This is a genomic window from Paenibacillus cucumis (ex Kampfer et al. 2016), assembly GCF_019748695.1.
Taxonomy (GTDB): Bacteria; Bacillota; Bacilli; order Paenibacillales; family Paenibacillaceae; genus Paenibacillus; species Paenibacillus polysaccharolyticus.
Genome location: NZ_JACLIC010000023.1, coordinates 101,319 through 127,146, shown reverse-complemented (window position 1 = coordinate 127,146; position 25,828 = coordinate 101,319). Strand labels below are relative to the sequence as shown.

The following is a 25,828-nucleotide window of genomic DNA, read 5'->3' as shown; positions in this document are numbered from 1 at the left end:
TGTCGGCTTAGCTGTAGTATAACAGCAGGTTGAACCTGTATCTGTGATGAAACTCACTTGTTATCGTGAGATATCAAAAAAAGAAATATTTTTACAAATGAATTATTTATTAACTTCCTGGACTCATAAGTTTTCCATTACAACCCTGGAGCCTGTCCCCGCATCACCAGCCGGAATCACGACCAGTTTGCGTTGCAAACGCGCACGCAGTTCAGGAACGTGACTGATGATGCCCACAGCCAATCGATCGTCATGCAATTTTTCCAGTGAAGTAATGACCGTATCCAGCAGTTCCGGGTCCAATGTGCCGAACCCTTCATCCAGGAAGAAAAATTGTAGCGGATACTGCCCACGCAACTGAATCTGGGCGGATAGTGCCAGCGCCAGCGACAACGAGGTCAGGAACGTTTCTCCACCAGACAAGGTTGATACCGGACGTTTCACACCACCGTTGGCATCGTCACAGATCACAAAGCCGCCGCCCGAATCCACTTCAAGGGAATACCTCTGCTTGGTAAGGAAGCGCAGACGCTGTGAAGCCGCGTGACTTACCTGCATCAACTGCTCTTCGGCAATGTACTCCACAAATGTATTCCCCCGGAACGCGGTCTGCAACTTGCTAAGCAACTCGCCCTGGTGACTGATCTCCAGCCGTTTCGTCTCCAGCTCCGTCCAGCGAACATGACGTTGCTGTACATCCTCCAGATCCCTTTCGGCACGTGCTTTCACTTGCAAGGCAGTTTCATCCTCATATCTGGCCTGTTTCAAACGTTCTGTGCAAGCGATCCACTGTTCCTCGGTCACAACCGCACCATCCAGTTTCCGCTCCAGTTCACGTAACTGAGAAGCAAGTTCACGTTCTCGTTCACGATGATGCTGAATTTCTTTCTGTAGCCGTTCTGCTTCCTCGGCAGCCAGCGCCGCCTGAGTGACAGCGATATCTGTCTCGAACGCGGATTGCTCCAAGAGCAGCCGCCAGCGCTCCTGTGCCAGCTCCAGATGTTCTGCAGCTGATGCGGCGGCCTGCCCAGCCATTACGTCACGTTTCACCGATTCCTGCTTCTGTGCATCCGCTTGTTTGAATCGCTGTGCAGCTAGCTCAGCAGTCTTGCGCAGTCCATCCAGGCGAGCCTGTGTCTCGCGGATCAGATCTTCTACCCGTTGCTCTCCTACCCACTGGCGCAAACGCTCTTCTTTCTCTGCCAGTTGTTTGCTGCCGCCTTGCCATTCGGTCTGCCACTGGATCAGCTGCTTGTCGAGTTCCACCAGCTTCTGCTGCAATGACTGGACAAGCTGCTCTTTCTCCTCAAGGAACGTCACGCTTTTGGCCAGACGTTCCTTGATGTCTTCGGCGCGTGCATCGCGCTCCTGCATCGCTTGATAGAGGCCTGCGGCCTCCTCCTGTGCGATGTCAGGCAGTTCCGCGGCCCAGCGGCCCTGCAATGCAGCCGCCGCGGCTTCGCTCTCGGCCAGCTTGCGCTCCGCCTGGGCGAGCCCGGCACGGCCGGCCTCTTGCGCAGCTGCCGCTTCCATGCGGCGCTGCTGCGCGCCTGAAGCCGCCTGCTGCAACGCTGCGGCTTCGCTCTGCAGCGGCGCTGCTGCGGCAGCCAGCGCCTGCGCGGCCTCGCGCAGCGCAGCGGCACGCGCTGCCCAGCCCGCCGGAGATCGCCCATCCTCGGGCGATCCGGCAGGCTCGGGCTCCGCTGCCGCAGGCGCGGCCTCGGCTGCGGCCGTGGCATCGCCGGCCGCGGCGCCAAGCTGCGTCAGCAGGCTGCGACGTTCGTGCAGCTGCTGGCGCAGCCCAAAGCGCAGCTCCTGCAGCTCCGCGTGCAGGCTGCGCAGCAGTTCCAGGTCCGCATCGTCTGCGTGCGGACCATCTCCCGGCGGCGTAGCCGGGAGCGGGTGGTGTGCGGATCCGCACACCGGGCATGGCTCGCCGTCCCGCAGTTCGGCACGCAAGGCAGCGGACAGCCGGTGCATCTCCTGCTCACGCATCGAACGGCGTAGTTGCTCCTCCGCACGGGCCAGCAAGCGCTGTTCGCTGTTAATATCCTGCTCACAGGCAAGCAAGGCCTCAAGACCTGCTGACGCCTGTTCCACCAATTGCTGGCGCTGTTCGGTCAAGCGTCCCTCTTCCGCAGCCGCCGCCTCCAGTTTGGCAGCCCCTTGTTCTGCAGACTGTTGATAGGTCTGCATGTCCGCTTTATGCTGTTTCACCTGCTCGAATGCTGTATCGATCCGATGTTTCAGCTCAAGTGATGTTTGTAGCCGTCTGCGCTCATCAGACTTCACTTCATTCGGTTTGAGACTCTCCTGCAATTCCTCACGCCGTTTGCGTCCACGCATTTGCAGTTCCTGCTCTTTATCCAGCTGTTGTCTCAGCGTTGCCTGTTCGGCCTGCCCTTTCTCCATCAACTGCGCAAGCCGTGAACAATCCGCCTGCAAAACATCACGTTCCCGTTGCAGCTCTTTGGCCTGTTCCAATTGATCCAGACGCAGGAGCAGTTTGGGCTCTTCTGCTCCAAGCTGTTGCCTTGCCTCTTCTGCCTTTTCAGCTTCCTGCACAGCCAAACGTTCATGCTCCGCTGCCTGTTTTCCAGCAGTTTCTGCCTCCAACTGTCGCTGCTGGTGGGCTTCTGACGCGTCCCGAGCTGACTGAAGCGCAGGTAGCATCTTCTCGGCTGCTCCCGACCGTTTCAAACGCTCCTCATCGGCTTCAATCTGTTCCGCCTTGGCATGGAGTTGTTGCTGTTCTTGCAATCGCACTTGTTGTTCCTTACTCAGCTCACGAATCCGGCCGAATTGTTCTGCTTCCTTCACCGCCGAATCCAGCTCTTTCCGTGAGGATTCGGCGTGCTGAACCGCTGCCTTAAGCAAATGTTTTGTTTCTTCAAGCATTTCTTTACTGGCATTGCCAAGTCCCTGCTGCTCCGCAGCAAGGGATTGATGAGCCATATCATTATCTTTGACCCGCCGACTTAATTTAATGGCGAGTTGATCCCCATACTTCTCCAGATGAAAGAGACGTTGCAGCATCTGCCTCCGCTCACTGCCTTTCAGGGAAAGGAACTCGGCAAATTTCCCTTGCGGTAATACTACGGCTCTCGTAAAATCATCCATTTTCAGACCAATGACGTCTTCAACGCACCGATTGACTTCTGCCAGCTTATCAGCAAGCACTTGATCTTCCCCATCAATCGTTTCAATAAACTTGCTGACCGTATTACTAACGGACACTTCATTGTTACGCTTAAAACGCCGTTCGACCCGAAATCTACGAGTTCCCGCTGCCGAAGCAAGCTCAAATGTAAAAGCAACCGATAGCGAATCTTCAGCATGATTCATAATGCCTTGTGTACCATTGACTGCCCGTTCCACCTTGCCATACATGGCAAGGGTGATCGCATCAAGCAAAGAAGATTTTCCGCTACCGGTAGGGCCGAAAATACCAAACAAACCTGTTTCGGTCAGTACCGTAAAATCAATCTCCTGCATCTCACGATAACTTTGTAGCCCGGCGACTTTCAATAAAATCGGTCTCATCGGCCTTCGACCTCCTCACGCACGCCTGGCTCATCTTCATCGACCAGCTCCAGGAAAAGCTGTACCAGACTATCTTCTGGTAGGGCTCCACCCGTTTGGCGCTGGTAAAACTTGCGAAAAAGTTCATGCACAGGCAGTTCTGAACGCTGTTCTATGAACCCTGCGGCCTCCATCTCCGGATATACTGGACGAATATGGATAATGCCCTCATGAGCTTTACGCAACTGCTGAATCTCTTTTAGAGACATTGCATCCTCCAACCAGACCTGCATATCAATGTATGCCTGTGAGTCACGCCCCTCGTCCAGCCAACGGTACACTTCAGCCAGACCGCCTCTCGCCTTCCAAGTCGCAAGTTGCTTACCTGAGGTAAGCAATACTTCTTCTACTTGTGCAACTCCGCCTGGCGTAAGATCAACCATTGTAACGGATTTGCTCTGCCCTGCTTCCGAGAAGCTGTACGCCAGGGGAGAACCACTATACCGAATCACACCGTCCCCTTTGACGGCTTGCGCACGATGGAGATGTCCCAGAGCCGTGTATTGAGCCCCTATAGACAGGGAAGAAGGATCTACAGTGTACGCTCCCCCCACCTGGATAGGCCGTTCAGAGTCGCTCTCTACTCCGCCTAGTACATATATATGACTCATAGCGAGATTCACTGTATCCGGACGAAAGGAAGAAGCCAATCGTTGCATTAACATCCCTACTCTGCGGCTGTATGCTTGACGTAGTACATTTTCGTCACCATCTGTAGTTAACAGCTCATTTAATCTCGCTTCTGATGGATAGGGCAAAGCCGCAATATGTGCTGTCTCCCCGGTTCGACGAGTATGAACAGTCACAGCCTCTGACACCGGTGTGCCTACTAACGTAATTCCTTGTCTGTTCACAAGCGGAGTTACCGAGGCTACACGTTCGGGTTGATCGTGGTTGCCTGCAATGACAACAAGTGGCCTGCCGTTTTCAGTCAAACGTGCTGCCGCCTCATAAAACAGCTGTTCCGCCGACGCAGGCGGATTTACCGAATCGTACACATCTCCAGCCATCAAAATGGCATCAGCCTGCTGATCGTCGGCTAGTTTGACGAGTTCATCGACGAAATCCTCCTGTTCACGAAGCCGGCTTCGTCCCTCCAGTGTTTTCCCCAGATGCCAGTCTCCCGTATGCAAGATACGCATCGTCCGCTCCACCTCTTTCCACTACATCTTCTATCATTACATCTCTCGCCCGTCGCTCATTGAACAAGAGGTATTCAAAACACAAAAACTCTCTAAACCTTTTATAATTTAACCGCATGACCGCCATCGAAAAAATAAAGCCACATGTGGTCGACTTGGCGACCCAATATATCTTCAATTGCCCGTTTATACAGCCGTAGCTGGAAACGATAGTTTTCAACCAGAGGTTCCACTCCTCCGCGATGTTCAAGCACTCGATCCGTCTTGTAATCTAGCAGAACAAGTTCACCATCAACCTCATAGAGACAGTCAATAATCCCCCTGACGAGCACCGTTTCATCCTGCAGCACAGCCTGTACTCTATCGTTTTCACTGTGTATCTCCTGCTCCTCGTTTGGCCGTAACCCACGAATCCATTCCTCAGGAGATTGATCTGCCGGGAGACCATACGTGAACGGGATTTCCCTTCGAATCCACGCCGCACGCAACATTTCCATTCCTGGTTGTGTATCAAAAAAAGCAATCAGTTCACTTCGTTCAATCGCCTCTGCTTGATAAGGAAGCAATATTTGAATCGCCAGCAGGCGCGAAATCGTCTCATCAACAATCGCTTCATCCACAACAGATCCGTCTACAGGGAGATGCTGCATGAGCGTGTGGTACACCGTTCCCCGTTCTGTTCCTGTCAGTTGCCGCTCTCCCATGAATTTGGGACGACGCAAGTGTAGTTTGAACGAAGCTTGTGTCGCTGGACTCGTCTTACTATCATTGCTTCCATTCCACTTACTATCACTGCCTCCAGTCCAAGCTTGCTCCTGCAGCTCTTCTATAACGGGGTATGAAGTATCCTCCTGCGTCGATAACAGACTCTTGATTTCGGTTACCGAGGTGCTCGCCGCCACTTGTGAAGCTGATTCATACGGATATGTCCAGGAAAGCCGCTTATCTATCTCCCGTACAAGCGCATTTTGAGCATTAACATCCAGAACCCCTTCACTGTTCGCTTTTAGATCCACTAGTTCATCCGTCTTCTGATCTGCCGTTACCGATTCAATCTCTGAAACCGGATTGGCTTGTACGCCCTCGGTATGATCGATCACTTCTGTCGATGGGTTTAATCTGACGGGTTTCGCCGCATGCAGAGCAGCCAATCGTTCTCTCCGCAATCCAGTTAATTCATCTTCTTCACGCTCCACAAGGTCGGCGTGTTGCTGGAGAGATACCCGATCCGCAGCAACCACGGATATGCTCCAGCATGATTCATCACTCGCAAGGCAAGCCGCATAAGAATCACGATCACCTGCAAGCTCACGCAACACCGCGGCGTCCCGGTGTCTGATCAGAGCTGGCCCGATCCAATCCAGATAATTTCGTCCCGCAGCAAGCAGATAATCGGGTAGCGCAAGCTCTGGACTGTCTTTAACCTGTGACCAGGTTTGTGCCTTTTTGGCAGCGTCCTTCACGGTGCCTACCAGCACCATCTTTTCTTTTGGACGGGTTAAAGCCACATACAGCACTCGCATTTCTTCAGCCAGCAGTTCAAACTGAGCACGGCGACGAATAGCCAGATTGGCTAATGTAGGATAGGCCACCCTGTTGTCACGATCCACAAACCTCGGGCCAAAGCCAAGTTCCTTGTGCATCAGAAACGGTGCATGCAGATCTTGTTGATTAAACATTTTGGAGATACCGCCAACAAACACAATCGGGAACTCCAACCCTTTGCTTCGATGGATTGTCATAATTCGGACCGCATTATCCTGTTCCCCTGAACCGCTGGCTACGGTGCCTAAGTCCCCGCCATTTTCCCGTAGTCGTGAGACATATGTCAGGAACCGGAACAGCCCGCGGTTTGCAGTTGCTTCCTCATACTGACGCGCCCGATCATACAGAGCCTTCAGATTACTTTGACGCTGCTGCCCACCAGGAAGCCCGCCAACCCAATCCAAATATCCGGTTTCCCTATAAATGCGCCAGATCAGCTCACTTAAACTGCCTTGTCTTGCCTCGAGTCTCCACTGTTCCAACTGACGCATGAAATGAATGAGTTTCTGTTGCAACTGCGAGTGCGCGAGTTCTTTTCCTTCTTTTCCACCCGTAAAGCCTGCCTCTTGTTCACTCGCTTCCGTGTGCAGATCAACTCCCGAATCAACATTCATCTCCGCAGTAACGGCTGATTGGCGCTGAGCCTGTTCGATTTCTGACCAGCCTTCTGGCCACTGCATCTGAACCAAATCGTCCACATTCGAACCCTGTCCAGGCTGAGAACGTTGACCAGTCATATCGGAGGCACTTCTCCACTCTCCTGTAGCAGAGATAACGGCATCATAGAAGGACTGTCTTTTATCCCCCAGACGAATCTGAGCAAGCTCTTCTTCATCTAACCCAACCATGGGAGAACGAAGTACGGAGGCCAGAGGAATATCCTGTCTTGGATTGTCCACAAGCTGCAACAGAGATAACATCACTTCCACTTCCGTAGCTTGAAAATATCCCTTGCTCTGCTCTCCACCTGCAGGGATACCCTGCTGTCTGAATTCCTCAATCATCAGCGGTGCCCACATCAGCGTGGAACGCAACAAAATAACAATGTCTCCATAACGTGCCGGACGCATCGTTTGCAAAGCCTTGTCATACACACTCAGCGCAGGCTTGTCTGTCTCTCCGACCATCTCTCGGATACGCCCTGCGATGGCGCGCGCTTCCAATTGAGCCGTTTCGAGTTCGGCACTCTCCAGTTCTGCAACTGCGGTTGCATCCACACCGTCTTCCGTACCTTCCGATACATCGATTCCGCTGCCTTGGCGATCAATTAACACAAGCTCAGGTGTGTAGGCCTCACTTCCAAGTGTATCTGTTGGAAAGGAAGCCCCGTAAGCCAGCTGAGCTCGTTCATCATAAGCGATCTCAGCGACCCCTTCATTCATCAACTGTCTGAATATGACGTTGACGGAATGCACCACTTCGGCACGACTACGGAAATTGCGGGCAAGGTCGATTCGTTTCCCTGTTCCCGTTGCTATACCCGTTCTTGTACCACTCTCTTCGTTATCACCTGTATCCACATGAACACTCGGAGTATAGTTACGATATTTGTTCATGAACAGACCCGGTTCAGCCAAGCGGAAACGGTATATGCTCTGTTTAACATCACCAACCATAAATCGATTACCTGGATTTTCTCTGGAGATTAGCCTAACGATATCCTCCTGAACCGTGTTGGTATCCTGGTATTCGTCGAGCAACACTTCATCAAAACATGCACGATATTCCATCGCCGCATCTGACGGCATTGAATGTTCAGGGGTCGAATCCTCATGGCGCAAAATGTGCAGACAATAGTGCTCCAGATCGTTAAAATCCACTTGTCCGCGTTCCTGCTTCGCCTGAAGATACCGTTCGCCAAAGGTGCTAACTAGACGGGAAAGCTCCTGCATCAGCGGCGCAGCTTGTTCCAACTCCTGCCAAAAGGAGAATGCACTCCTGCCAAAAAGTGAACCTTTCAGATCGGCAACAGCCTTTTTGGCCGTTTCCCGCAACTCCTTCACCTGTTCCTGTAGCCCAGGGTCGGTCTGATCTTTTTTACAAGGCTTCAATTTGCCAAATGCAGCTGGCTGGAACACCTCAGGCAACCTATCCCAAGGCATGACCTCAACAGCGGATAAAAGCTCTTCAACCATCGCCAAATCCTCTTTGAGTGTCTCCGCATAAGGTGCAGGACCCTCCGGTTGCAACGAAATCTGAACCCCTTGCCGCAACAAACCCGCCGCCCCGCTCAAAGCGAGAGTCGCATCCCGTAAAATGCTCTGTACCCATGCAGATTGCCCCAGTGCCTCTACACTTTCCACCTGAAAAGCTTCAGCCGTCTCCATCAGCCAGTGATCTGGCCAGGAATGGCTTCGCGAGAAATCGTATAAACGCTGCACTAGCCGGTGCATTGCATCATCATTTCGCTCTCCACTGAACCAGTCCACCAGTTCGCGGAATGTACTGCCCTCGTCTTCTTCGCTATACTTCTCCTCGAACAACTCCTCCAACAATTCCTGACGAAGCATCTCAGCCTCATTTTCATTCAGAATTCGAAAAGCCGGATTTAGCGGAATCTGCTGATAATACCTGCGAATGACTTCCATACAGAAGGAGTGCAGCGTTGTAATGGATGCTCGTCCAAGCAACGACAACTGCCTGCGCAAATGCTCCTCCTCCGGTTGCTCCTCAAGCGCACGCTCCAGCGCTTCGCGAATACGCTGTTTCATCTCGGCCGCCGCCGCCTTCGTGAATGTGGCTACCAGCAAGCGGTTCACGCTGAATCCTTGGGAAGGGTCTGCGATTTTGCGAATAATCCGCTCCACCAGAACAGCCGTTTTTCCCGATCCTGCAGCCGCGGCGACCAGAATATCTTCTCCATGTTCAGCAATGGCGCTCCACTGATCATCACTCCAGAAGCTGCCTTCCGGTTTAGGCATATGCATCATAACGTTTCCCCTTCCTTGCTGTGAGACAACATATCCCAAACTTGCTGTTTGCCCGGTTTGGACAGCAGTTTATAGTCGTTCCCCTCAATATTTTCATCAAACTGACAGAGTGATTTGTATGAACAGAACGTACAGGCGATCTCCTGCTGTATCCGATACGGTTCAATGGCTGTATCTCCATCTGTAATACGAGTTCCAATCTCACGAATATTGCCGCGAACAGCAGCAAGCAGCGTATCCCATTGTTCTGGCGTCGCGACAGCAGCACTGCTATAAAAGCTGCCATCTGCTTTTAATGCCACCGGAATAATGGCGGAATGTCCTTTATCAAGGGTATTATCCATTTGAGCAACAGCATCACGGTCAGCGAGCAGCAAACCCTTCATTTTAAAACGTTTCAGAAGTTCTTGTTCTGCCTGTTCCGATGTCATGCCGTTTGCGGATTGCAATAGTGGATTATGCACATGGAAATAGAGGGTGCCTCCTGGCATCGCCGTTTCCCCTAACCACTCTTCAGCAGCGCTAAGCAACACCTCCAGATAGGTGAGCATTTGCAATGATAGCCCGTAATAGACTTCATGAAGCTTGAGATCGGTCTGACTTGATTTGTAGTCAATTACTCTTAACAACAGACCGTTCTCTCCTTCAGCGACATCCACGCGGTCGATCCGGCCGACAATCTCCAGTACACACCCATTCTCCAGTTCAAAACGCAACGGCGGCAAAGGTTTCCCTGGACCAAAATCCAGCTCCAATCCAATCGGTTCAAAACTACCGCGTCTGGACTGTTCGCCCAAAATAACGGATGCCCGGCTGACGATATCTTTTAATTTGCGGAAGATATACCCATAACGCTTTGTGCTAAGCAAAATTTCTCCTTGGAGTTGCGGAGCGATCTGCTCCACCGTCTGCTCGGCTTCCTGGCGACATTGTTCGGGTGTCAGACTGCCCCAGCTCCGATTTTCCTCACGCAGGCGCATCGCCAGTTGACTCAGTGCAGCATGGAATAGTTGCCCGATATCCGGAGCTTGGAGGCGATATAATTGCCGATCCTTCAGCTTCAGTCCATGTGATGCAAAATGAGAGAATGGACAGGCTACAAACCGCTCCATCCGTGAAACACTCGTTCTCACCTCCGTACCGTACAGCCTGCGGCTGGTCGAAGTATCCAGTCGCCGCGCACGGTTACGATAAAAGACAGAACCCAGCAACCGCTCCAGCTGAGGACGACTCGCTTCCCGGTTCACATGCCAATTGTAGACGGCCCACCATATTTCAGGAATGTCTTCTCCTCTACGCCATCTGCGCAATTGTCCAATCAGCATGGAGAGGCTTTGTTCTGGATGAATCGCGTAAGAGAGGTGCACGGATTCCAGATCCGAGACGGGCGGCTGAGCAAGCAAAGGCTGCTCTTGCAATCCAAACATTTTGCGTACATGGCGCACAATCTCGGAAGGGAGTAACGACTTACCCTCATCATCTGCGACAGGATAGCTCAGCCATAACTGCTTGCTGGCAGCGGTCAGAGCGGTATAGATGAGAAAACGTTCATCCAGCATCAGTCTCGTTGCACCAGGTCCCAGACCCATACCTCTCTCTGTCAGCAACAATCTTTCCTGCTCCGTTAGTACTCCGTTGTCCTGAGGGATCGCTGGCAATTCCCCATCAACCGCCCCAAGAATAAATACATATTTCATATCACGCAGACGAGTACGATCCATCGAACCAAACAGCACCTGGTCAAGGGCCGGGGGAACAAGCCCCAGCTTGAGCTCAGTCAGTCCCGTCTCCATCATGCCCGCAAACAAAGTGATGTCCAGGCGTTCATTGCCCATCATATCGACCATCTGGTCAAGAAGATCCAACACGGCCCCCCACATTTGACGATGCTCTCTAGAACGCTCCGGGTCTCCCTGCGCCTTGGCTTCAGCAGACATCTGATCCAGCTTATGCGCAATATCTGCATCCTCTAACAGTCTGAATAATGCCTCACACTGAGCAGTAGCCGTTTTTGCTTTTTTCATTCGTTTCTCAAACGTGCCGAGTGCCGACGTAATCAAGGTTCTGCAGCTTTCCATCAGCGATAACACCGCATCTCGTCCTCGGCTTCGTTCTTCCTGTGCATTATCCTCCAGTGAGAGACTCGGCACATATTTCCACGGCTTTCCATCGTTCCACCGATATCCATGAATACCGCAAGCAAGCACGTAGTTCTCCAGCTGATCCATATCCTCACGCGTGATGGAGCCATCGAGCGGAAGCAGCAGATCTGTCTTGACACAGCGAAAAACATCCTCATAACGCCAGTTACGGCGGACGATATCTAATGCAGCACGAATAAATTCGGATAATGGATGATGTAACTCACTTCGTCTTCGGTCCAGAAAGACCGGAACATCATAATCCCTGAATAACGGTTCCGCAATATCAGCATAGGTCTCCAATCCGCGAACCAATACCGCCATATCCCGATATCTTGCTCCTTCTTCTTGGGTTAGGCGACGCATCTCACGTAGTGCACCCTCCAGCTCTGCCCGGCGATTCTCCGCAGCCATCAAGCGTATACCTGAATCCTCACCCTGACTTCTCCAGCGAATACGCCGATCAAAACCGGCCTCCAGATGGGCAAGCCCCGGCCGCTCCTTGAATCTCGGCAAGACTTCATCATGGAGAACAGTTGTATCGGCAGACACACCCAAATGTTCAGCCATTCCTTTGAGACGCCCATATGCACTTGCCGTTGGATAAAATAATTCAAGTTCCCCAGGGAGCACACCTTGTTCGTACGTGCGATCAAGCGTCAGGGAAATCGTTACTGACGAAGCTTGTAACATGAGCTGTCCTATTACACTCATCTCCTGCGGAGTGAATCCATGGAATCCGTCAATCCAGACCTCGGCCCCCTGCAACCATGTACTTTCTGGCAAACGACCTGTCAGTTCATTCAGTGTATCTTCATCATCTATATATAAATCCGCCAATTCCTTCTCATAATCATGGTAGATCAGATTCAAATCATGGAGCTTATCCTCCAAAATAGGTGAGGCCGATGCGATGCTCCATGTTGCAAGCCCTTCTTCGAGTGCCGAAGCATGAACTTCATAACGTTTAAACTCACTATATAAATTAGTCAATTCCCCGATAAAGCCAAGCTGGCTTCCTGAAGCAGCAAACAGTCTCAGTTCTTCTTTCCTACGCTGAATGACTTTATATAAAAGCATCTTTTTGCCCTCGGCTCCGATCGGAACGCGAGCAGAACCGCCAGCCTCCTGCATGACGCGATAAGCCAGACGACGAAATCCAAGAACTTCGGCACGCATCGTACCTTTGATATCTCCCGAAGATACCAACGCCTGCTCTGTCCGGAACGAGCTTTGTTCGGGAACGAGTAAAATCAACGGTTTTCCTTGGGGCTCCTGTCTAAGCAGAGATGTGATTTCTCGGGTAATCAGTGTGCTCTTACCACTGCCTGCCCGGCCAATAACAAAGCGTACGGACATGTGTCATCCTCCAAACTGCACGTACAAGATTTTAATTTCCAGTATACCATACCTTCTCCGCTTCGGAACATACGTTTGCCATGATCCACCTAATAAGAACACAATATGGCTATTAAAAAGAGCCGCCGCCTGTTCAATACAGCCAGCAGCTCCCTATGGATTGACGTTTATTACCAAACTCGGTGACAGATACGCCTAGTATTTGTTTTCAAGTTTACAATTTCGTTAAATGAATTCATGCTCTACAGCCTTCTGTAAGGCCTCGAAAAAATCCCGGTTTCTCTGGCTATATCCAGGCTTATTCAAAATCTCAAATGTACGTTCGATCCCCTTTTGCACTAATGCCTGATCATTGGTTAGCAATCCGTAGCTTAAAATCGTTACGCAACAGTTAAAAAGATCACCCGTAGGCCAGTGATGCGGTCGTTTGGTCAAATATTCATCAACAGCAACAGCTTGATCTATGCGCGGCAGCAAATACTTGCTTTCAGCTTCTTTGAATCTGTCTGCTGTTTGCTGGGCCGCTTCTTGTATATTTTCAGAGGAAACAAGAACAGAATGTTTTTGCTGTGTATACCTTTCAACACTATTGCCGAAGCCGACCGGAGCATTTGAGATCAACGTTATTTGATGCTTTTCAAGAAAAGTACGTAAACGTTCAGTGGCAGCTTCATAACGGCAGGCCATGATTGTATATACAGCATACGGCGGTTTTGAATGACCAAGATGGCTATGTAAGCTCCAAACTACACCCGGCTTAACATTTTTTTTGAACGTATAGTCCGTCGGGCTGGAATCAGCCTCTCTATGTTCTACATACCCTTCCGGTGCAATGAATTTCCCCAATTCAGTATAAAATTGTTTTCGAATACCTTCTTTTAGATTTCGCATGTCAATATACGCCTGCTACGTCTATAATTACGCGTTTCAAATAACATACCCGTAACCATAGCGAGCAGACCTCCTCCTTTTTCGAAATTAAATCCTTCGGTTGTTAACCTAGATATAAACGAGTCAGGACGAAGAGTGAACGCTGTTCCTTTTCGACCAATAATATAAGCTACTCGCCAAGACCAAGCTTTTTCTCATAATAAAATACCCTATAAGATGGACTTTTTAAAGTGTCTATCTCACAGGGTACATGTGTCATTCTATAAATAGAGTATTCTTAATTTTTTTTGCTTCTCACTTCAAAAATAGCGAATTTCAGGTAATGCCCTTCATCTACGCCCAAAATTTGCGGGTGATCCTTACCGGCTGCTTTCCAGTCGATTAAACGTAATACCTTACCTGCATCTTCAGCTGCATCCGCAATCGTTTCCAGGAAGAGGTCAGGACGCATGTGGTAGGAACAGCTTGCGGTTACCAAATATCCTCCCTCGTTGACCAATTTCATGCCCTGCAAGTTGATATCCTTGTAGCCGCGGCATGCCCCTTTGACAGCTGATTTTGTTTTGGCAAAGGCAGGTGGATCAAGGATAACGACATCAAACGTTTTTCCAGCACTGGACAACGCTTTGGAAGTATCTACCTTTTGCTCAGATGCTCGTGCTCGCGCATTGCGCTCATCAAGTCCTTTGACTTGCTCACGCAGATATTGAAAAGCGTCGGCTACCACGAATTCGACCCGATCCGTGAATCCATTTAGCTCCACATTCGTTCGCGCACTCTCGATCGCATGCTCGGAAATATCGAGGCAGGTTACTTTTTTCGCTCCATATTTGCACGCATTCAGCGTAAAGCTGCCGGTATGAGAGAAACATTCAAGCACGGTGGCACCGTCCCAATACGGGAAAGTAACCACTTTGCCACCCTTGTTCACAGGCAACAGCTGTTCTGTTCCTTCATGCTCGACCTGTTGCACTGTGATGCCGCTTTTGTACCCCCAGCCTTTCATCAATGGTTCAATGGCAGCCCGGTTTTCACGCTGGTCGAAGAAGTAACCTGTTTTCTGTCCTTCCACGATATCCACCTTGATAAGTAGCCCATTTTCAGTCACAGTCACATGACGCGGGCATTCCCCATAGAGTGGTCCTTTGATCTGCTCCAGGCCTTCGAGTTCACGGATCGATACATCACTGCGCTCAAAGATACCTTCCGGCTGCATCACTTCAATGAGAGCCTGGACAATCGCTTCACGGCAACGGTCCATACCTAGTGTAAGGATCTGCACAACTAAAATGCTACCAAACCGGTCAACGATCAATCCAGGTAGGAAATCAGCTTCACCATAAACAAGACGGTAGGCTTCGCCATCCTGAATGAAGCGTTCCCGGTGACGCAGACAGTCATGGAAACGAGCCGCAAAAAAGGCGGTATCCATCTGTTCAAACTCCAAAGGCTGGTACGAGACTACACGAACGGTAATCTGGGAAGCCGGATTGTAATACCCTGTCGCCAAGTAGCGACCTTGATGATTCAGTACATTGACGATATCACCCGGTTCCGGGTTGCCGTCTACGGATGCAATTTCATTATTAAAAATCCAGGGATGCGCATGTTCCAGCCGCTTTTTGCGGCTTCGTTCCAGTGTTACGGATGGCAAGATTGATCCACTTCTTTCGTAAGTTAGTTGAAAAGATAGGTTTGGGCGGCAACGAGACGCTCCAGGAACGAATTGATTCTACGATCGCTGTTGTCCTCGGATTTTTCTGATTCCCTTCTCCAAAGGGAAAATCCGAGGACAAGCCTATGCTTCCGATGTAGCTTTCTTTCAGAAAGCTTTCAGGCGAGCGCTTCGCTTCTTCGAATTCAATTTCGTCCCCTCCGCTACGTTTGCCGAATCACCGTACCTTTTGTATGGGGGATGGCAGTTTCAATTCCTCTTGTGCTTGTCATGCTTGTCTCTGCTTCCTCATAGGATAAGTGATAAGGAATGGGACGGGAGGAATGATTCGGAATGTTCAGAGAAGTAATTCTGCCTCTGTTATATGGGCTTATAATCTTTTTTGGCGGTATGAAGCTGATGGAGACAGCGCTACAGCGCATGGCGGGACCGATGCTGGCAGGCTGGTTAAACCGAGCCACTTCTGCCCCATGGAAGGGCATGGCATTCAGTGCAGGCGCGACCGCTCTACTACAGAGCAGCACTGCCGTAACGGTACTCACCATAGGACTAGCTAATACGCGCTTAATTACCTACGGACGCACACTCGGCATTATCTTGGGAACCAATATTGGAACTTGCTTAACGACAGAGCTTGTCGGTCTGCAGATCGGACGTGCCTCACTGCCGTTGTTGCTTATATCTCTAACAGGCTGGGCTATTTTTGTTGTCCTAGGTGAACGCAACCAGATTGCTCCTGAACGTACTCGCCGTACTTTAGCGACGATCCAATTCAACTTTCTTGCAGCAGCAGGTTTTGCTCTCGTCATGACGGGCATTCAAGTCATGCAATCCATCGCCGTTCCACTTCGGAGCATGGGTGTATTCCAATGGTTTCTGGAGCGTTCGACCGATAGCCTATGGTGGGGTTTTCTTGCCGGTGCGTGCTTGACTGCGCTGATTCACAGCAGTGCCGCAGTTATCAGCATGGCGATTACACTAGCAGCGACAGGCGTGCTACCTGTAGAGATCGGCATCGCCATTGTGATCGGGTCTAACGTCGGGACCTGTATCACCGCTGTTATTGCAGCCGCGGGCGGAGCTTCCGCAGGCAAATTTGTAGCAGCCTCCCATGTTGTACTCAACATTGCGGGAGCACTGCTGTTTATGCCGCTGATCAGCCAGCTGCATGCAGCGTCAGCCTGGCTGTCAGCGGACCATGGGGCACAGATTGCGCATGCCCAGACCCTTTTTAACATCATCAGTTCATTGCTGGCTTTACCGTTCTGTTACTTGCCCATCTGGCACAAAAAAACACCTGTGCTTGCCCCGTCGGCAAAGAAACCTGTCGCTTAATAAGTCCTCACGATATCCGCATTATTGGCGACAGAACGTGTAGGTCAGTAGACCATCATTCAAACGTAATGTCATGCTGTTTTATACGTTAATGCCCAGTTTGTTCAGGCCAATGCGCAAAATGTCATCGTTATTATCGTATCCATTCTGCAACTGTTTGGACCATGCCTCTTCCGGAGCATACCAATCCACACCTTTAATCTCTTCGATCTGGGGCTGCAAGTCACCACTTTCTGCTGCCACGAGGTAATAGTGCACTTCTTTGTCCACTGGACCAAACTCGGCATGCTGGTACGTATAGGCAATGATATTAATAGGCTCCACAATGCGGCCCACCATACCCGTTTCTTCCAAAATTTCTCGGAGCGCCGTCTGTTCGATCGTTTCTCCATCTTCCATTTTGCCCTTGGCAAGTGTCGTTTTACCATAACGGTCTACGATGAGCTGGATTTGAATCTGGCCATCCTCAGCTGTTCTGTATACAACGCCGCCTGCTGAAATTTCTTTTTTGTTCATCATGTTTTCCCCCATCTGACTTCAATTTCTTTTCTTGGCAAAGAAGGACCTCATCTCCTCGGGTATTTTCCCCAAGGAAATGAAATCCTTGTACATAGCGCCTGAATTACATCGCGGCGGGTTTCACATTCTCTTCCAGTACACGAACCAGCGTGCCTTGGCTTTCATTGGCACCGGCTTCAGTCAACTTCACGCGGCACACTTTACCTACCATATCCGGCGTTCCATCAAACACCAGTTGAATGTAGTTGTCACTGTATCCGTGCAACTTGCCACTGCCTTCGCGGCCTTTTGCTTCACCTTCAGGAATAACCTCGAGCACTTGCCCAACGAATTTCTCAGCATACTCCAGTTGCATCTGCTCTGACAGTTCAATCAGCTCATGCACACGTGCATTTTTGATTTCGTCATCCACTTGGTCCTCCATGCGTGCTGCCGGAGTACCTGTACGTTTAGAGTATGGGAATACGTGCATTTCCGAGAAACCGATTTTACGCATCAACTCGTAACCGTTACGATACATCTCATCTGTTTCGCCTGGGAAACCAACGATAACATCGGTCGTGATCGCAACATCCGGCATGGCCTCACGTATACGCAACATTTTGTTATAGAATTCTTCGGTTGTATATTTGCGGCGCATGCGTTTCAGAACAGTGTCATCTCCTGCTTGCAACGGAATATGGAAATGACGAACCAGTTTATCCGAACGTTTGATTACATCCAGCATCCGGTCATCAATCTGACTAGCTTCAATCGAGCTGATCCGGATACGCTCCAGACCTTCCACTTTGTCCAAATCCCACAGCAGGTCGGTCAGATCATAGTTATCCATGTCATCTCCGTACCCGCCTGTATGAATACCTGTCAGGACAATCTCTTTATAACCCGCTTGTACGAGCTGATGTGCCTGCTGAACAATGCTGTTTGCCTCACGGCTACGCGAAAGACCACGGGACCACGGAATGATGCAGAAGGTACAGAAGTTGTTGCAACCATCCTGAATTTTGAGGAACGCACGCGTACGGTCCGCGAAATCCGGTACATCCATTTCTTCAAATACACGTGTTTTCATAATGTTACGGACCGCATTGACGGGCTGACGGGATTCCTGAATTTCATTTACATATGGCAAAATTTTATCCCGATCCTGGGTTCCGATGACCAGGTCCACGCCAGGGATATCCAGAATCTCGGCAGGAGATGTCTGTGCATAACATCCGGTTACCGCTACAATCGCATCCGGATTGCGACGGATGGCACGGCGGATAATTTGACGACTCTTTTTATCACCTGTATTCGTTACGGTACACGTATTAATCAAATAGACATCGGCTGTCTGTTCGTCGAAGTCTACCTGTTCGTAGCCCTCGTTTTTGAACAATTGCCAAATCGCCTCTGTATCATAAAAGTTAACTTTGCAGCCCAAGGTGTAAAACGCCACGGATGGCATAATTACATTCCCCCCATTTCTCCAGATTCATATAAAACACAAGTTAGTGCAGCCATACCAGCCGTCTCGGCTCGCAAAATGCGCTTGCCCAGTCCAACAGATATCGCACCTGCCTCATCGGCCTGAGCCGTTTCCTTCTCGGAAAATCCACCCTCAGGTCCAACAACAATCAACACATTTGCCCCTGCATCAGGAGCAAGCTCTCCCACAAACGGCTTCAGAACATCTCTAAGATGTTTGCCGTCCTCTTTTTCATAACAATAACATACAAGATCGTAGTCCCCAAAAGAAGATAACAGCCCTTTCCAGGAAAGCGGCTGCTCAACGGTTGGAATGCGGTTACGATGGCTCTGTTCAGCAGCTTCCTTGGCGATTTTCCGCCAACGCTCCAGACGTTTGCCTTCTTTCTTAGCGTCGTATTGCACAATCGTACGTTCGGATAGAAAAGGCACAAAGGATACGGCGCCGATCTCCGTACATCTCTGAATGACCGTCTCCATCTTGTCCCCTTTGGGCAAGCTTTGTGCTACCGTTACATTCAACCTTGCTTCGCGATCCATAACCAGTGGTTCCAGGATAGTCGCTTTTACTTCCCCTGCTTCAATACTATCGATGGCGACCAATGCTTCTCTGGAGCTTCCGTCGCTGACAATCAGCTTGTCTCCGGGTTTGCCACGCATGACCTTGCCGATATGACGGGCATCATCGCCTGTTATCACCACTGCCTGTTCACTGAACTGCTCTGCAGATACAAAATATCGCTGCATATGTTGTCCACCCATTCTTTCCTGTTATGACTGGAATTCTTCCTGCTGGAAGCAGGCAAGAATCCAATCGCCACAGATGATCATACAACTTTTATGTGCTTATGACCAGCACTACGATTCGATTACTGACCATTTATGAGCTTATATTAAAGATATAATTCAATAACGAGACCAACTAAATCCCGGTACATGTCATTAGCAAACAAATATAGGGGTTGAATTGTGACTGCCTGTAATGGCGGAATAATTAAGATCAATAGAAAGACAATGATGGACCATTGTTCCACACCTTGCAGCTTGCGACTGATTGAAGGCGGCAACACATCTTCAAGAATACGATAACCGTCCAGTGGTGGTAACGGGATGAGATTAAACATAAACAGGAAAAAGTTCGTAACACTGAACATAGGCAAAAATGTCATCACAGCTGTGACTACCCGCTCATTTTCAATGTTCCCCAGCATGCCTGATCCAAACAATATTCCATAGATTACTGCCCCAATAATAGCCAGTAGCAGATTGCTGAGTGGACCTACTACAGAAACAATCGTTCCCATGAGTCTCGGTTTGTCAAAGTTCGCACGGTTTACAGGTACAGGACGTGCCCATCCAAAACCTGCAATCACAAGCAAAAGCACCCCAAGCAGGTCAAAGTGCGCCACCGGATTCAAGGTGACCCTTCCAAGCAATTTGGCTGTTGGATCACCGAATTTATTAGCAAAATACGCATGCGAAAATTCATGAATCGTAAATGCAATCAAAATGGTCACCAGGAAAAACGGCAATTGATCCAGCGGAAGGCGGAAAATCCGATCTAAGAAGTCCATAGACTACCTCTTTCTGGCTTCAAAGGCTAGCCAGTCCTCTTCACGCTCGATCGCACGAACTTCAAATCCTGATGCCACCAGTGCATCATGTACAACCTGCTCCTTGTTCTTCCAAATGCCCGAAACGATATAGATCCCACCAGACTCCAGTGCATTATACACATCATCAACGAATAGCAAAATAATTTCAGCCAAGATGTTGGCTACAATAATTTTGACTGGCAGCTTGACACCTAGAGCGGGGTCTTGACTTCCAAGCACAGACAATAGATCACTTTCTTTGACCGTGATCTGCTGCTGCATCTTGTTCAGCTCCACGTTTTCCATCGCACTTGTTACCGCAACCGGATCAAGATCAAGTGCCAGCACATGCTTAGCACCTAGATGTATCGCGCCGATGGCCAAGATACCGGAACCTGTACCCACATCAATCATTTCCTCGCCACCCTGAATGACCTTTTCCAGTGTACGTAAACAGAGCGTTGTCGTTGGATGCGTCCCGGTACCAAAAGCCATTCCTGGATCAAGTTCAATAATTTTTTCATCTGGGCTCTCCGGTGTATATTCCTCCCACGTTGGCTTGATCGTCAGACGCTCGGATATGCGCACCGGTTTGAAGTATTGTTTCCAAGCCGTTGCCCAGTCATTTTCATCCACCGTACGTGTTTCGTAACGAATCTCTCCGACATTAATTCCAAAGTCGGGCAATTCTTCAATTCTCGGATTGACTTCTGCCTGCAAGGCAGTCATGTCTGTACCTTCGGAGAAATAACCTTTGATGACCGCAAAACCTTCGGGAATATCATTCAAAGGAACGTCATATAACTCGCCATACGTCGTATCCCGTTTTTTATTTAAAGTACCGGACTCTTCAATCGACACCCCTCCAGCACCCGCTTCATGCAAAAAATTCGAAATCATCTCCACAGCTTCTTCTGTGGTATGTATTGTTAGTTCATGCCATAACATACGTGGTTTTGCCTCCTCATTATTCAAACATCCCAACTATTGTACTACACTTGCGAGCCGAAGCACAAAGCATACTCGTAAAAGAAAACAAAACAGGATATCCGCAGTGAAACCGCTCGAATATCCTGTCCCATTTTTCGGTGCTGTCGATCTTTCTCTTGAACACAACTAATAAAAACGTCCGCCGTTCTGTGTGATCATCTCTGCAGCTTGCGGTAAAGAATCGTGAGAAACGGATACCGTCAGCAAAATGCCCTGCTTCACACTTCGCGTTGCATCTTCTGGTGTATGTTCATACACCTGTCCTCCCGATAACATCTCGGTCTCATCACTGATTAGAGCGAGTACATTTAGCTCGCCGCTGAAGCCGCCAACAACCGCTGTTGGTGAATGCTCTTCTTCCTTAATATCAGTTGAGCCACCTGTTCCTTCATGCTCACGCAGACTCTCGATACGTAACTGGTTCGGATGCAGCAACTCCAGAGCTCTGCGAGCAGATTCAGCTTCAGACCAACTCGTGAATACAGCCTCTAGTGTGACCGCAGAGCGATCTTCAGTCATTGATTTCCCTTCCTTGACGACGATCCGCTGCCTCACTGCGGCGCAAAGCTTCGATATCCTCGTGGTCGGCCAATTCTGCGCTGAACTCCACATCCTCATTTTTCGCAGACTGCAGACGCTTCAACTTTTCCGTTTTTGTTAAAATTTCACCTGGTCGTTGTCGATTAGCCATCTTGTTCTTCCTCCTTTAGTATTTACACTTACACTCCGATGACAGAATAACCTTCCAATCGCTGTTATCTCCAGATTTTTTTGATTCATTTTTTCAAGGAAAAAATCCGGTGATAAAGGCGAACGCTCCGCTTTTTCAGGTTTTTTCCGTCCTCTCCGTTACTGTGTAAATAATTTTACTGTTAATAATCAGATCATTCCACCGGCTTGTTCGATAATCGACATTGCTCGGTGATGCACCTCTTCATCTACAACGACAGTTAATAGGATGTCCCTGCCTGTAGGGCCGCCTTGTCCGCCATCACTCATTCCGCTTGCAGCAGGGTCTGCCGCAGCCATAATGCCTGAGCTGCCACTCATTTGCATCGCATCAGGTATCCATGATGAGTAACTGCCGGAGATACCTGGTTTATAGGAGGCTCCGCTTGGCCCAATACCCGCATAACGGCTAAAACGATTAATAGACAAGTCTTCCACTCGCAGCGCCTCCAATTTTTTGACCGCTCCCTGTGCCTGCTCAGGGCTATGAAAATAGGCCAAAATATTTTTCTCCGTCATTCGCTTCACCTGCTTCCTGTAATTCTGTCAATCTGTATCCCGCCATGCTATCTTTCCGCAACCGAGTCCAGAATATACCGAATTTCTGACATGTGGGAACACTTGGGAACACTTCGAAGCAAACTAATTTACATACAAAAAGACACCATCGATCATCAAAGATCATCGATGGTGTCCTCATAACTACTTCATATATGAATCAGTCGCCGCGAAAGGCGCGTTTTACTCGATCAAAGAACGATTGCTCATGCTCATGAGTTTGTTCTCCATCCAGTGCAGCAATTTGACGAAGCAGATCTTTCTGTTCGTCATTCAGCTTACTTGGTGTAACCACAACAACCTTCACATGCTGATCTCCTTGTCCCATACCGCGCAGGCGTGGCACGCCTTTACCTTTGAGACGGAAATACGTTCCGGTTTGTGTACCCGCCGGAATTTTCAGCTTCACTTTTTCGGTCAGTGTCGGGATTTCAATCTCGTCTCCGAGCGCGGCTTGAGCAAACGTCAACGGAATTTCACAGTAGATGTCATCGCCTTCGCGCTCAAAGAAGTCATGAGACTTCACACGAATAACAATGTACAGGTCGCCTGCAGGACCACCGCGCAGACCGCCTTCACCCTCACCTGTCATACGTAACTGTGCACCGTCATCCACACCAGCTGGAATGCGAACATTGATTTTGCGCTGTTTGCGAACTTTGCCGCTACCGCTACACGTTGTACATTTTTCTTTGATAATCTGTCCAGTACCGCTACAGTTCGAACAAGCGCGGCGATTGACCATACGACCAAATGGTGTATTCTGAACGACTTCCTGTTGTCCACTACCCTTGCAGACCGTACATGTTTCCGGCTTCGTTCCTGGTTTGGCACCTGAACCGTGACAAGTGTCACAGCCTTCTGTACGCGGAATAGTAATATCCGTTTCCTTGCCAAATACAGCTTCCTTGAACTCAATGGTCATGGTGTATTGCAGATCGTTCCCCCGTTGCGGAGCATTCGGGTCACGGCGCCCGCCACCACCGCCAAAGAACATATCAAAGATGTCGCCAAATCCGCCGCCACCAAAGTCTCCACCGCCAAAACCACCTTGGTTCGGATCGATGTGACCATACTGGTCGTACTGAGCACGCTTCTGGCTGTCACTTACGACATCATAAGCTTCTTTTACTTCTTTAAATTTGGCCTCTGCATCTGCTGCCTTGTTTACGTCAGGGTGATACTGACGGGCGAGCTTGCGGTAAGCCTTTTTGATTTCCTCGTCGCTTGCATTTTTGCTTAGCCCGAGTACCTCATAATAATCACGTTTTTCAGCCACTCTTCCACCCCCATAACATTCACCTTATCGCACATCGTGACAAAAGGAAAGTCAAAGCACGGGAGCCCCGGCTATGACTTTCCCTTTAATCCGAACGTCACCGATGTTTTAACTCGCAGGCTATCGCGAATTAATTATTTTTTATCTTCGTCTACAACTTCGTAATCAGCGTCTACGACGTTGTCACGTTTAGCAGAACCTTGTTGCTCTTCAGCACCTTGAGTCGCTTGTGCATCAGCTTGAGCTTGCTCATACAATTTAACAGACAACTGTTGAACAATCTCAATCAGTTCTTCTGTAGCGGCTTTGATGTCTTCCAGATTGTCGGAAGCCAGTACGCCTTGCAATTTTTCTTTGGCAGCATTTGCTTTTTCTACTTCGCCTGCATCTGCCTTTTCACCAAGATCTTTAATTGTTTTGTCTACAGAGTAGATCAACTGGTCTGCACTGTTTTTCGCTTCTACAAGCTCTTTACGTTTTCTGTCTTCCTCAGCATGAAGTTCAGCATCTTTCATCATTTGCTCAACTTCAGCATCGCTCAGACCGCTGGAAGAAGTGATTGTAATTTTTTGTGTTTTGTTTGTACCTTTGTCTGTTGCAGACACGTTAACGATACCGTTAGCATCGATATCGAAGCTAACTTCGATTTGCGGTACACCGCGTGGTGCTGGAGGGATATCTCCCAACATGAAGCGACCAAGCGTTTTGTTGCCAGCTGCCATCTCTCGCTCACCTTGCAGGACGTGAATCTCAACGCTAGGTTGATTATCTGCATAAGTGGAGAACACTTGAGATTTGCTTGTAGGGATCGTCGTGTTACGCTCGATCATTTTCGTAAATACGCCACCTGCAGTTTCAATACCCAGGGACAGCGGAGTTACGTCCAGCAATACTACGTCTTTCACGTCACCTGTCAGTACGCCCGCTTGTACAGCTGCACCCAAGGCAACAACTTCGTCCGGGTTAACACCTTTGTGCGGCTCTTTACCTGTCAGTTTTTTGATCGCTTCCTGTACAGCAGGAATACGAGTGGAACCACCAACCAATACGATTTTATCAATATCGTTAGGTGTCATGCCCGCATCGCTCAATGCACGGCGAGTTGGTTCAAGCGTACGTTCAACCAGACCAGCAGAAAGCTCTTCGAATTTCGCACGGCTCAGGTTTAATTCCAAGTGCTGAGGAACGCCATCAGCAACCGTGATGAAAGGCAGGGAAATCGTTGTAGTCAATACGCCGGAAAGCTCTTTTTTCGCTTTTTCCGCTGCATCTTTCAAACGTTGTACCGCTGCTTTATCTTTGCTCAGATCAATACCTTGATCTTTTTTGAATTCATTTACGAGATAGTCGATAATTACTTGGTCGAAGTCGTCACCGCCAAGTTGGTTGTCGCCACTAGTCGCTTTAACTTCGAAGAAACCATCGCCCAGTTCCAAGATGGATACGTCGAACGTACCGCCACCCAAGTCATACACGAGAATCGTTTGATCTTCGGATTTTTCCATACCGTAAGCCAAAGCTGCTGCTGTTGGCTCATTGACGATACGAAGTACTTCCAGACCTGCGATTTTACCTGCATCTTTCGTCGCTTGACGCTGACTGTCATTGAAATAAGCTGGAACGGTAATAACCGCTTGAGTTACCGTTTGGCCTAAGTATGCTTCTGCATCAGCTTTCAATTTTTGCAGGATGATTGCAGAGATCTCTTGTGGAGAATAATCTTTGCTATCGATCGTTTCTTTGTGGGATGTACCCATGTGACGCTTAATGGAAATGATCGTACGATCCGGGTTCGTGATCGCTTGACGTTTCGCTGTTTCACCAACGACACGCTCTCCATCTTTTTTGAAACCTACAACGGAAGGAGTAGTACGCGCACCCTCCGGGTTTGGAATAACTACAGCCTCGCCGCCTTCCATAACGGCTACGCATGAGTTGGTTGTTCCTAAGTCAATACCAATTACTTTGCTCATCCGAAAATTTCCTCCTCGACAATTTAAAATGAATAGGCACTTGTCAGCCTTATTGTGTTAGTCAGTTAACTACTCTATGTGTATAAAACCTGTATATTAAACTTCGCCATTTAGT

At 49.4% G+C, this 25,828-nt stretch carries 17 protein-coding genes; 1 reads left to right on the top strand and 16 read right to left on the bottom strand.

Annotated elements, in window-relative coordinates; all coding sequences use genetic code 11:
- Positions 1–123: 123 nt before the first annotated feature.
- The 6 genes from H7T88_RS13830 to H7T88_RS13805 form a co-directional block, all read right to left on the bottom strand.
- Positions 124–3,543: an SbcC/MukB-like Walker B domain-containing protein gene (locus H7T88_RS13830; RefSeq protein ID WP_221788928.1), complete on the bottom strand. Its 3,420-nt coding sequence runs from the start codon at positions 3,541–3,543 to the stop codon at positions 124–126.
- Positions 3,540–4,724: an exonuclease SbcCD subunit D gene (locus H7T88_RS13825; protein WP_221788927.1), complete on the bottom strand. Its 1,185-nt coding sequence runs from the start codon at positions 4,722–4,724 to the stop codon at positions 3,540–3,542. The genes H7T88_RS13830 and H7T88_RS13825 overlap by 4 nt, the downstream gene beginning before the upstream one ends.
- A 101-nt stretch (positions 4,725–4,825) precedes the next feature.
- Positions 4,826–9,199 carry a helicase-exonuclease AddAB subunit AddA gene (gene addA, locus H7T88_RS13820; RefSeq protein WP_221788926.1) on the bottom strand — a complete coding sequence of 1,458 codons (4,374 nt, stop codon included), beginning with the start codon at positions 9,197–9,199 and terminating at the stop codon, positions 4,826–4,828.
- Entirely contained in the window at positions 9,196–12,699 is a 3,504-nt protein-coding gene (gene addB, locus H7T88_RS13815; protein WP_221788925.1) for a helicase-exonuclease AddAB subunit AddB, read from the bottom strand. The genes addA and addB overlap by 4 nt, the downstream gene beginning before the upstream one ends.
- A 225-nt stretch (positions 12,700–12,924) precedes the next feature.
- On the bottom strand, positions 12,925–13,590 hold the full coding sequence (locus H7T88_RS13810) for a hypothetical protein (protein WP_221788924.1): 666 nt from the start codon (positions 13,588–13,590) through the stop codon (positions 12,925–12,927).
- A gap of 277 nt (positions 13,591–13,867) precedes the next feature.
- Entirely contained in the window at positions 13,868–15,244 is a 1,377-nt protein-coding gene (locus tag H7T88_RS13805; protein ID WP_090914767.1) for a class I SAM-dependent rRNA methyltransferase, read from the bottom strand.
- A gap of 354 nt (positions 15,245–15,598) precedes the next feature.
- On the opposite strand from H7T88_RS13805, the gene H7T88_RS13800 reads away from it, so the two are divergent.
- Positions 15,599–16,600 (top strand): Na/Pi cotransporter family protein, encoded by a 1,002-nt coding sequence (locus H7T88_RS13800; protein ID WP_221788923.1) that lies wholly within the window; start codon positions 15,599–15,601, stop codon positions 16,598–16,600.
- A gap of 81 nt (positions 16,601–16,681) precedes the next feature.
- On the opposite strand, the gene H7T88_RS13795 is transcribed toward H7T88_RS13800, so the two are convergent.
- From H7T88_RS13795 to dnaK, 10 genes are all read right to left on the bottom strand, one after another.
- Positions 16,682–17,119 (bottom strand): NUDIX hydrolase, encoded by a 438-nt coding sequence (locus H7T88_RS13795; protein WP_221788921.1) that lies wholly within the window; start codon positions 17,117–17,119, stop codon positions 16,682–16,684.
- Positions 17,120–17,222: 103 nt separating this feature from the next.
- Positions 17,223–18,569, bottom strand: coding sequence for a tRNA (N(6)-L-threonylcarbamoyladenosine(37)-C(2))-methylthiotransferase MtaB (gene mtaB, locus H7T88_RS13790; protein WP_090914775.1), 1,347 nt, complete (start codon positions 18,567–18,569; stop codon positions 17,223–17,225).
- A 2-nt stretch (positions 18,570–18,571) separates the two neighbouring features.
- Positions 18,572–19,336: an RsmE family RNA methyltransferase gene (locus H7T88_RS13785; protein WP_221788919.1), complete on the bottom strand. Its 765-nt coding sequence runs from the start codon at positions 19,334–19,336 to the stop codon at positions 18,572–18,574.
- Positions 19,337–19,482: 146 nt separating this feature from the next.
- On the bottom strand, positions 19,483–20,163 hold the full coding sequence (locus H7T88_RS13780) for a site-2 protease family protein (protein WP_221788918.1): 681 nt from the start codon (positions 20,161–20,163) through the stop codon (positions 19,483–19,485).
- A 3-nt stretch (positions 20,164–20,166) separates the two neighbouring features.
- On the bottom strand, positions 20,167–21,132 hold the full coding sequence (gene prmA, locus H7T88_RS13775; protein WP_221788917.1) for a 50S ribosomal protein L11 methyltransferase: 966 nt from the start codon (positions 21,130–21,132) through the stop codon (positions 20,167–20,169).
- A gap of 168 nt (positions 21,133–21,300) precedes the next feature.
- Complete coding sequence (locus tag H7T88_RS13770; RefSeq protein ID WP_090914783.1) at positions 21,301–21,693, bottom strand: hypothetical protein; 393 nt, start codon at positions 21,691–21,693, stop codon at positions 21,301–21,303.
- Positions 21,686–21,865 (bottom strand): YfhD family protein, encoded by a 180-nt coding sequence (locus H7T88_RS13765; RefSeq protein ID WP_154888005.1) that lies wholly within the window; start codon positions 21,863–21,865, stop codon positions 21,686–21,688. The genes H7T88_RS13770 and H7T88_RS13765 overlap by 8 nt, the downstream gene beginning before the upstream one ends.
- A gap of 188 nt (positions 21,866–22,053) precedes the next feature.
- The gene (locus H7T88_RS13760) at positions 22,054–22,422 is read right to left on the bottom strand and encodes a hypothetical protein (protein WP_090914787.1); all 369 of its coding nucleotides are present in this window, start codon (positions 22,420–22,422) and stop codon (positions 22,054–22,056) included.
- Between the two features lie 199 nt (positions 22,423–22,621).
- Positions 22,622–23,740, bottom strand: a complete 1,119-nt coding sequence (gene dnaJ, locus H7T88_RS13755) for a molecular chaperone DnaJ (RefSeq protein ID WP_090914789.1) — start codon at positions 23,738–23,740, stop codon at positions 22,622–22,624.
- Positions 23,741–23,874: 134 nt separating this feature from the next.
- Complete coding sequence (gene dnaK, locus H7T88_RS13750) at positions 23,875–25,713, bottom strand: molecular chaperone DnaK (protein ID WP_221788916.1); 1,839 nt, start codon at positions 25,711–25,713, stop codon at positions 23,875–23,877.
- Between the last annotated feature and the right edge of the window lie 115 nt (positions 25,714–25,828).